Source organism: Streptomyces sp. NPDC021212, from assembly GCF_044332925.1.
GTDB lineage: Bacteria > Actinomycetota > Actinomycetes > Streptomycetales > Streptomycetaceae > Streptomyces.
Window position 1 is genome coordinate 1 of sequence record NZ_JBIRPZ010000037.1, and the last position, 7,128, is coordinate 7,128.

Sequence of the window (7,128 nt, forward strand, 5' to 3'; positions counted from 1 at the left end):
GTCGAGGAAAAACACCACGTCTGGGAAGTCGGCCACTGGGTCAAATCCTTCGTCTGGGACGGCCTGATCGTCGACGGCGTCTGGGGCACCATCAAGGGCCTGGGCACCCTCGTCGGCGTCGACGGCTGGGACGCGGCCGGCCAAGCGTGGAAAGGCCTGGCCCAGCTGGCGACCGGCCTGGCCATCAGCACGATCCCGGGTGCGAGCACCGCGTTCTGGCTCCTGCCGGACGACAAGCTTCCCTCCTGGGTGCGCGATTCCCGCACCGCGATGAAGCAGACCGGCAAGGCACTCGTCGCCTGGGACGAATGGGGCAAGAACCCGGCCCGGGCCGCGGGAGCGGTCACCTTCAACGTCGTCACCACCGTCTTCACCGGCGGCGCCGGCGGAGCCGCCTCCGGCGCCGGCAAAGCCGGCGCCGTCGCCAAGGTCCTCTCCGCCACCGGCAAAGCCGGCCGCGTCATCGACCCCATGACCTACGTCGGCAAGGGTGTAGGCGCAGGACTGTCCAAGGTCGGCGACATCGCCAAGGGTCTCAAGGGGATCCAGGCCATCGAAATCCCCAAACTCCCCGACGGCACCATCAAACTCCCGGAAGGCACCGTCAGGCTCCCCGACGGCACCGCCCACCTCCCCGAGGGAGCCGCCATCCCCGACGGCGCGGCCAAGCTCCCCGACGGCACCATCAAACTGCCCGACGACGTACTCGCGCTCCCGGAGGGCACCACCAAACTGCCCACCAACCCGGGCCAACCCGCCCGGTACTACGACCTGGACGGCAACTTCCTCGACGAACACGGCAACGTCCTCGACAGCATCGACGACGCCGGCAAGGAAAGCTCTCCCGACATCACCCCGGCCACCGACGCGGACGCACCCAACGTGCACAGCCCCGCCAAGGAACCGGCCCTGGTCGGCGCCGGCGCCCGCACCGCCGACAATGCGATTCACACTGGTGAAAGCACTGTCAGTGGCACAGCCACCTCTCCCGACAACCTAGTCGACAGTGGAGCGCACACAGCGAACAGCCCAATCAATACTGAACGTTCCGGGGGCGACATAGCTCAAAGGGATACACACAGCGGAGACAGTAACCTCTCCGATTCCGGGCACTCCACAGAGCACAACACGACCGACGGGCCGCAGACGAATAGGCCCGATGGCCACCACAACCCCTCTGAAGGGCTCAACGACAGCGACCACACGGCTCACAGCGGTGAGGAACATGCCCCTGACGGGCATCACGAGTCGGCCATACCGGATCCCGAGCCGACCGTCAGCCACGACGCGGCCGACATGGCAACCCGGCGTGACTTCCACGCACGGACCGCACCCGAGTCCACGATCCCGGTGCCCCCCAAAGAGCCTGGCGACATCGTGCTGGACTCTGGTGACCCCGTCTACTTCAGGGATGGCAGAACGGCTATCGGCTACGACAGAAACACCCGAGTCAACTTCGATAATGTGCAGCCGCTGAGCGGCTATCACGACGTGGTTGTGCACGGAAATAACCAAGGCTTCTTCGAGCCTGGCCGCGTCAACGAGGCTGGAGCCGGTTTCACAGCCGGAGACACTCATCCCACACATGTCGCTGAGGCGATCCGCGCCAACCCGAGCTACGACGGGGGACCGGTACGACTGGTGTCCTGCCACACAGGCACGACCGCGGAAGGCGCGTTGGACATCCCCGCAGCCCAGTCAATTGCCAACGAACTGGGAGTTCCCGTGATGGCCCCGACGAACAAGGTCGGCGTAAGCTCCAGGCTTGGCCCCGGCCAGACTCCGACTATCTTTGATGGGGGATACTGGCGAACCTTCCTACCCATGGTGCAGTGAGAGGGGAACACCACATGAAAATCGCCGACTTCTTCCAGGAGCTCTGGCCACAATCTTTCGGGACCCCCACAGGAAGCCTTAAAGACAGCCTCACAGTAAGTCCCTACGAAGACGCCCAAAAAATTGCAGAATACCTACTGGCCGGACACGAAATCTTTAGCGTCATGGGATCCTCCGAAGACGTACTGGGTTCCGGAAAGACCATTCTCGGCGGCGACTCAATCTACACTGACGGCGAGTGGCTATGGCGAGGCGATCTTTGGTTCTATGTCCGGACCCACCACGTAAAGCTCCCAGAAGAATTCCTTGCCCAAATTAGGGAAAGCAACTACGCAGTGCCTGCCGAGAACGAGCCTCAACTCATTGAAATCGCAAAGTACGTCCAGAAAAATCTGTGAAACGAATCGACATCGACGATCCCGACGTCGACATGGACTACGGCCAACGCCTGCTGTACCAGGGCGAACTGTTCACCGGTGAAGTCGAGGAGCGACTGGGAGGCGCGCTCGTCAGCCTGGACGCGTACGTGGGCGGTGTCCAGCACGGTCCGAGTCGCGAGTGGTACAAGGACGGCACGCTCCGCTCCCAAGGCACCGCCCGCCTGGGGCGCCCAGTCGGCATTTCACGCGAGTGGCACGCCAACGGCACACTCGCCTCCGAACAAGAGTTCGATGAAGGCGGGCTGACTCTACTGAAAGACCGTCAGTGGGACGAGGAAGGGCAACCCACGAGGGACTGGCGCAAGAGCTGAGGCGGGCGCCCTCGCCACTGCCTCCCGGCTGACTGAGGTTTGTTTGGCATCGAACCGGCTCAACTCATTGAAGCCACCACCGAAATCGACCCTAGCGCCGAACAATGACCTGTTGAGTGCATCCGTAACGACGAACGTGACGTCAAGGGCAGGTGCAAGGGCAACACTTTTGTCGTACGTCTGGATGACGGAATACTCGCGATCCCGCCAGGGAGCAAGCCCGACCCCAAGGACATGCTGTGATCACCACGGACCCCATCGGCGACTGGACATGGGAGATCGCCCCAAGCCGTGACGACGCCCGCCCTTCTCGCGCCGTGGAGATCACCACTGCGATCTGGCGCATCCTGGCCAAGTTCGACCTGGCAGTCGCGCCAGGAAGGATCAGCTTCTCGGTACGCCCCAGAGACAACATGAGGGATGCCTGGGTGAACGTCCAGGATCAGATTCTGCATGCAGGTTCGCTCCTTTCTGGAACCACCATTTCGGACGCCGTTGGCCAAGTGGAAATAAGCGAGGGTGACCTCGTCGTCAGCGCTCGGGTTCAGTGCCCCGGCCTGTGGCATGAAACAGGAATTACTCACAGAGCAGAACAACTATTCGTCGCCACAGTTGATATCTGGCAACGCAATCTCATCGTGGTCACGTTGGAAACGTATTCCGACGCCTGGTTGACCATGGATACGCGTGAACGCGAGCAAGCCTCGGTACACGCACGAAACGCCCCTAGGCTTGCCGCCGCCCTGGAGGAGATCTCGGCAGCACTCGGAAGCGCGCCCACCCCCGGCGACCCGAACCGTCACGCGACCCCAACGGAGACCGGCTTCGAGGACCCGATAGTCAAGGGGACCGCATATGTCGACTCCTGGGGAACCTTCGAGGTCCCGGCTCGATCCCGTCGGCTCCGAGCCGACCTACCGCTGACCGAAAACGATTATGAAGAGATCACCGACCACCCGGTGCGGTACTTCACCATTCAGCGTGAGGGCCGGACTATCGGTTACGTCTGGGCTTCCACCGGCGACAACGCCGCGTGCTACGAGCCCCGAACAGCGGCCGGCGACGAGGCATTCGAGGCTGGAAGGGAATGGCTCCTACTCCTCAGAACAGCGCACGAGCAAGGGCTCGACGCCCTAGCCGCTCTCGACTGGCTGACCCGACTTCCCTCACGAACGGAAATCGGCACGATCACCGAAGCTACTCCGCAAGAAGCCCCCTCCCTGGACTCCCTGGAAGAGCTGTCAGGCCGCTACTGACATGCTGATGGAACATCAACTCGTGCACGACTGGCTGACCCGGAACGGCTGGTCCCCGGGCCGCGACATCGGACAGCGCGCCGAAGAACTCATACAGATTCGCGTGCAGGACGCCGAGCGCCAAGGAGTCTCCCTGCCACCGGTACCGGCCGCGGAACGTGCCCTCCACACCTACGGCTGGCTCACTCTCGGCCATCCCACGGTGCAGCGATCCGCCTGGATCATGGATCCGACATTCGGTTACGACGGCGACGTGAGGGCCGTCCAGGAGCTGGCACTTGGGCTCGGTGTCGGACTTTCCCCAGCCGGATACGAATCATCCGAGTGTGGAATTATTCTGGTGGACGAAAACGGTCGATTATTCCATCTCCATCACACCGGAGGGTACTACTTGGGGGAGAATGACTTCGATGCGTTCTCTCGATTCCTAAGCGGCGTGGTCGACCCAGACGCGGAGGATTTTTTTGCCTGAGCAGTGCCCGGCGATTTCCTCTTCCCTACTCGTCGACGACAAAGTGGTCAGCCACACCAGCCTGATCGGCGAGGGCAAGGCGAATCTCCACCCCGCCGTCTCGGACTTCGTCGGTTCATAGACCATGGGTAGGTTTACGTGCGCATCTTGCCAGCTTTCTGTGAAATCCAAACGGTAGATTTGGGACGATTCGAGAAGATCTCGCTACGAGAAGCGTCCGATCGACTGGACCACTCGCTGCGTGAGCCGTTGGCCCGGTACCTGAGTGAGTCTCAGGCGTTGATGACTGCCGGAAACATCGAAGACCCGCTCGACCCCGCGAAGGGCATGATTGTTCCCTTCGGTTTCTCCACTGACAGAGAATGGGCATGGCCGACGTACTGGGGATACTTCGTCCGCGAATACGGGATTCCCGTGCCAGATGACTTCTTCGCACACGCGCATGCCCGTAACTTCGAACCGGTTAAATTGGGTTCGGAGGATTCACAGCGAGCGAGCCAGGCCATCCAAAGGGTCCTGCACAGATAGAAGAGGTGAGGAATGCCCGGCGGCCTCGCGCACCGCGCCCCTCCCCTTGCCGCTCCTCCCCTTCGTCCTGCCCTGCACCACCGGTTACCGAGAACCCCGACGTACTTGTCCGGCTGACAGGACTTCGAGGGCCTCATGCGCCATCCGAAGGGGGCGTAACGGCGGACAGGCGGGTGCCCCGGCTCTCGGCGATCCGGTGCGCATCGCGCAGCGCCTCGGTCAGGCGCGCGGCGAGGTAGCGGAGCTGTACGGGGGTGGCGCTGCGGTCGCCGAGCATGTCCGCGGCGTGGTCGAGGAGTTCCGCGGCCATACCGAGCTGCACGCACTCCACGTTGTCGGCGACGCGGGACACGTACCCGGTCCCGTCGCCGATCACGTAACAGGGCTTGCCCTCCGCAGTGGACCAAGGGAGCAATCGGGCCCCGCCCGGCAGGCTGATCACGCGGCTACCTCCATGTCATCGACTTTCCCTATGCATCGCTGTGTAGCGATCCACTCACACAGTGAGACGAGTCGGGCTAGGCTCGCCAGTAATCAGCAGGTGACAGGGGTTCTGTCGCAAGGAGGTTGACCGGTGGGCAGCATCTACGGCGACTGGCTCAGGGAACAGCGCGAAGCGGCGGGCATGACCCAACAGGAACTGGCCGACGCGGCGATCATGACCCGCTCGCACATCTCCCACATCGAGGCAGGCCGCCGCATCCCGTCCAAGGAGGACGCACGGCGACTGGACCAGGCCCTGAACACGGGCAATGTGCTGAGCAGTTTCCTGCCGCAGGACGAGGCCGCGGTCGCCGACTACTTCGAGGCAGCACGGCAGCTCGAACAGCAGGCGACGGTGATCCAGGAGTTCGCGCTGTCCTACGTACCCGGCATCCTGCAGACGGGAAGGTACGCACGTGCGGTCCTGCGCTCTGTCTTCCCCCCACCGAGTGACGAGGAATGTGACCGGCTCGTCGTCACCCGACTTGAGCGGGCGAAGATCCTTGATGACCCGGTGACGCCCGTAGTGTGGGCCCTGCTGGACGAGGCGGTTCTGCGTCGCCCGATCGGCGGCCCGGAGGTCATGGCCGAGCAGATCACACACATGGTGTGCCTGGCGGAAAGCGACCGCGTGCGCGTCCACCTCCTGCCGTTCAGCCTGGGCGCCCACCCTCTGCTGCCGAGCATGATGTCGCTGATGTGGTTCCAGGACCAGCCCCCGGCCGCCTACAGCGAGGGGGTGTCCGTCGGCAAGCTGCACGACTCCCCAGCACTGGTCGAACAACTCCGGGGCGCATACGCTCTCGCGCTGGGCGATGCGCTGCCTCTGAAGGAGTCACTCGCCCTGATGAGGGCGACCGCGAAGGAGTACGAACATCATGGGTGAGCGCATATCCGGGGCCGCGGCCCCGCCGAGGGGATGGCGGAAGTCGTCCTACAGCAACAACGAGGGAGGCAGCTGCGTCGAGGTGATGGATGGCCATCCGTCAGGCGTCCCCGTACGCGACTCGAAGAACCCCCACGGCCCCGCGCTGCTCTTCCCGGCGTCCAGTTGGTCCTCGTTCGTCACCGCGGTCAAAGGCGACGTTCAGCTCACATCGGGATGATGCGACCGCCACTCCGGCGCGGGCATGCGCCGCCTCAGCGGCACGACTCGGCCATGAACGCGTCACAATCAGCCATCCCCCATTGCAGGGCCGATCCGGCCCTTGATAGATATGGACCCTGCGTATATAGCCGCTCAGCCTGGCAGGGGGAGTCCAGATGAAGTTCGACATGGGATCGCAGGTCCTGTCGACTCTGAAGTCGAAGTCGCGTGGGTCCAGTGATGATCTGGGAACGCTGATCCGCCAACTGGTGCAGGCGGCGGAGCCGTTGGAGGGCAAGTTCAACGGGTCGGGCAAGGCTGCTTTCGACTCGTTCAAGGCACGCTCGGACGAGATCGCCTCGTCTCTGCAGAGCTCCCTGTCGGGCATCCTCGGTGGTCAGTCGGGCATGGACACGGCGTTCAGCTCGGGCGACCAGGAGCATGGCGACAACGCGCGGCAGCAGATGTCTGCGGCCAACTTCGACGCGGCCCGCTTCGGCGGCCGCTGATCTTTGCGGGACTTGACGGGGAGTGAGTGACTGATGGCTGCTGGCAATGACCGTCGTTCGTACGACACGGGTGCTTCTGGGGACGCGCAGGTCAACATTCAGGCGGTGGTCGCGCGTCTGGAGCAGGTGATCACGGCGCGCGACGCCCAGGTGAAGGCGGCGATGTCCGACTTCACCGCGGACGGTGTGGCGGACGAGTACCACGG

At 63.5% G+C, this 7,128-nt stretch carries 9 protein-coding genes; 8 read left to right on the forward strand and 1 reads right to left on the reverse strand.

Features of this window, described 5'->3' with window-relative positions; all coding sequences use genetic code 11:
* From ACH4SI_RS41970 to ACH4SI_RS41990, 5 genes are all read left to right on the forward strand, one after another.
* A partial coding sequence (locus ACH4SI_RS41970) for a hypothetical protein (protein ID WP_398306325.1) occupies positions 1-1,836 on the forward strand: 1,836 nt, incomplete at its 5' end.
* 14 nt (positions 1,837-1,850) lie between these two features.
* Entirely contained in the window at positions 1,851-2,234 is a 384-nt protein-coding gene (locus ACH4SI_RS41975; RefSeq protein WP_398306328.1) for a hypothetical protein, read from the forward strand.
* Positions 2,231-2,587 carry a toxin-antitoxin system YwqK family antitoxin gene (locus ACH4SI_RS41980; RefSeq protein WP_398306331.1) on the forward strand — a complete coding sequence of 119 codons (357 nt, stop codon included), beginning with the start codon at positions 2,231-2,233 and terminating at the stop codon, positions 2,585-2,587. Before ACH4SI_RS41975 ends, ACH4SI_RS41980 begins: the two co-directional genes overlap by 4 nt.
* Positions 2,588-2,826: 239 nt before the next feature.
* Positions 2,827-3,843 carry a hypothetical protein gene (locus tag ACH4SI_RS41985; RefSeq protein WP_398306334.1) on the forward strand — a complete coding sequence of 339 codons (1,017 nt, stop codon included), beginning with the start codon at positions 2,827-2,829 and terminating at the stop codon, positions 3,841-3,843.
* Between the two features lies 1 nt (position 3,844).
* Positions 3,845-4,315: an SUKH-3 domain-containing protein gene (locus tag ACH4SI_RS41990; RefSeq protein ID WP_398306337.1), complete on the forward strand. Its 471-nt coding sequence runs from the start codon at positions 3,845-3,847 to the stop codon at positions 4,313-4,315.
* A gap of 661 nt (positions 4,316-4,976) precedes the next feature.
* Here ACH4SI_RS41990 and ACH4SI_RS41995 read toward each other — a convergent pair.
* Positions 4,977-5,285 (reverse strand): hypothetical protein, encoded by a 309-nt coding sequence (locus tag ACH4SI_RS41995; protein WP_398306340.1) that lies wholly within the window; start codon positions 5,283-5,285, stop codon positions 4,977-4,979.
* A 132-nt stretch (positions 5,286-5,417) separates the two neighbouring features.
* Between ACH4SI_RS41995 and ACH4SI_RS42000 the strand changes: the two genes are divergently transcribed.
* From ACH4SI_RS42000 to ACH4SI_RS42010, 3 genes are all read left to right on the forward strand, one after another.
* The gene (locus ACH4SI_RS42000) at positions 5,418-6,212 is read left to right on the forward strand and encodes a helix-turn-helix domain-containing protein (protein WP_398306343.1); all 795 of its coding nucleotides are present in this window, start codon (positions 5,418-5,420) and stop codon (positions 6,210-6,212) included.
* Positions 6,205-6,432, forward strand: coding sequence for a DUF397 domain-containing protein (locus ACH4SI_RS42005; protein WP_398306346.1), 228 nt, complete (start codon positions 6,205-6,207; stop codon positions 6,430-6,432). Before ACH4SI_RS42000 ends, ACH4SI_RS42005 begins: the two co-directional genes overlap by 8 nt.
* A gap of 157 nt (positions 6,433-6,589) precedes the next feature.
* Entirely contained in the window at positions 6,590-6,922 is a 333-nt protein-coding gene (locus ACH4SI_RS42010) for a hypothetical protein (protein ID WP_398306349.1), read from the forward strand.
* The last annotated feature ends 206 nt before the right edge of the window (positions 6,923-7,128 follow it).

Bases quoted from the DNA above. Each gene is read 5' to 3' on its own strand.
- ACH4SI_RS41975 (WP_398306328.1), top strand. From the start codon at position 1,851: ATGAAAATCGCCGACTTCTTCCAGGAGCTCTGGCCACAATCTTTCGGG.
- ACH4SI_RS42005 (WP_398306346.1), top strand. From the start codon at position 6,205: ATGGGTGAGCGCATATCCGGGGCCGCGGCCCCGCCGAGGGGATGGCGG.
- ACH4SI_RS41990 (WP_398306337.1), top strand. From the start codon at position 3,845: ATGCTGATGGAACATCAACTCGTGCACGACTGGCTGACCCGGAACGGC.
- ACH4SI_RS42010 (WP_398306349.1), top strand. From the start codon at position 6,590: ATGAAGTTCGACATGGGATCGCAGGTCCTGTCGACTCTGAAGTCGAAG.